The organism is Cohnella boryungensis (genome assembly GCF_042651945.1).
In the GTDB taxonomy this organism is placed as follows: domain Bacteria; phylum Bacillota; class Bacilli; order Paenibacillales; family Paenibacillaceae; genus Cohnella; species Cohnella boryungensis.
On sequence record NZ_JBHSED010000050.1, the window covers coordinates 1 to 1,916 of the forward strand.

Genomic DNA, 1,916 nt, shown 5'->3' on the forward strand with positions numbered 1-1,916 from the left:
AAGGGGCTGTCCAATAAGCCCCAAAAATAAAAGTTGGGCGGGAAAACGTCATGTTTTCCGTCCAACTTTTTTGGTTCTTTTGTTTTTGCTGGAAAGTGGCGAGGCGGATGCCCGTCACCTTCAGTAGATTGTGGGCTAAAGCCACAATCCCAAACTCGGTGTGAACCTTTTCCAGCCCTCGCAAGGAGAATCGACGGAACGAGCGATTGCCCTTGATGTGACCGAACACGCTTTCTACCTCGACTTTACGCTGAGCATAGATTGCGGATTTCTCGTCATCCTCAAGGGCTTTTTTGGCTTTTGCTTTTAGCTCTTCCCAGATCGTGTTCCAGTGTACCTCGCGGTTTCCCTTGGCCTTGGTGCAGCTTGCTTTCAGTGGACAATCCCTGCAATCTTCACATTCATAAATCTTGAAGCTTTGCTCCAGACCAGAAGCGTTCTTCTTCGTCTGGTACTTCTTAAAGCGAACGTAACGGCCATTGGGGCAAACAAACCGATCATCGTGCGCTTCATACGTCCAGTTCGAGGCGTGCCGGATGTCCTTCTTGTAACGACGCGTTTTCTCGCTCATGTAGTTGCCATAGGGCATGAGAAAATCAAAGCGCGGCTCCTTTTCTTCGCCCACCGCATACAAATAATTCTCTTCGCTGCCATAGCCTGCATCGGCAATCACGGTTTTGGGCATGGGTAAAGAGGATGCTGCTAATTGCTCCATATGGGGGATGAAACAACGCGTATCTGTGGGGCGCTGATGCAGGCTGTAATACAAAACGAACTGGTTTTCCGTAGCCATTTGCACATTGTAGCCCGGCTTGAGCTGGCCATTTTTCATGTGGTCTTCCTTCATGCGCATAAACGTAGCATCTGGGTCGGTTTTGGAGTAGCTGTTGCGATCACCAAAGATGGCCTTTTGTTGCGCATACTTAGCCAATCGGGGAAGAAAATCCTCCCGAATTTGTTTCAGTGGCTGCTTCAACGCACTGCGCTTTTGGCGTAGCTCTTTCCTTTCTCCACTTCTGCTTGCCTGAGCGATCTGTTCAGTGAAGCCCTCAACCTTCTCCTCCAACACGGCCACTGCTTTTTCAAGCTGGCCGGGGAGTTCCTCTGTATCTAACGCCGTGTATTGGCCGGCTTCTTGTTGCGTGAGGGTATGAATATGTGCAAGGGTCGCCTGTACCTTTTCCTTGAGCTTCTCCTCGAAGCGCAGCGTGGATTTTTTCCACACAAACGAATACTTGTTCGCGTCAGCTTCGATTTTCGTGCCATCTAAAAAGTACTGCTCCATCGTAATGTAATTGTCTGCGATGAGCTTGTGAATCATCGTTTCAAACAACTCGTCCATGAACGCTTTCATGCGCACACCACGGAAGTCATTTAAGGTACGAAAGTCGGGCTGCTGCATCGCAGCCAGCCACATGGCCGGGATGTTTTCTTGCAGTAGTTTTTCGATACCGCGACAGGAGTAGACCTTTTGCGAGTAGCCGTAAAGGATCGCCTTGAGCATCATTTTCGGATGATAGGAGCTGCGGCCACCACCTATGTAATGAGCAAACAACTGCTGGTCAGGGATCGCTTCAATCATCTCATCGATGACACGAGCCACATGATGAGGCGAGATATACAGCTCCAAATCCAGAATCATTTGCGCCTGCTTGTTGTCATATGGCTTAAAGGTAGGAGGCAAAGTTCGTTTAGCTACCACGTTCTCTTCCATATCCCCTAGAGGAAGTGTCCGCTGCATGGTATACTGTTCGGTAGTAGTCGTTAGATTACGCAAAAAAATCGTCCTTTCCTAAATGGGTGTGTGGTAACTTCCATTTTACAAGAAAAGACGATTTTTTTTGCTCCTATTTTTAACATTCATTGAAAACGGGGCGTCCAGCAGTCAGCTTTGACTGGCTTTCTGGACAGCCCCT

General features: G+C 48.6%; 1 protein-coding gene. It reads right to left on the reverse strand.

All coding sequences use genetic code 11. From position 1 onward, the window contains the following. On the reverse strand, window positions 1-1,714 hold a 1,714-nt coding region (locus ACFO1S_RS21610; protein ID WP_378127548.1), incomplete at its 3' end, for an IS1182 family transposase. Window positions 1,715-1,916 lie beyond the last annotated feature (202 nt).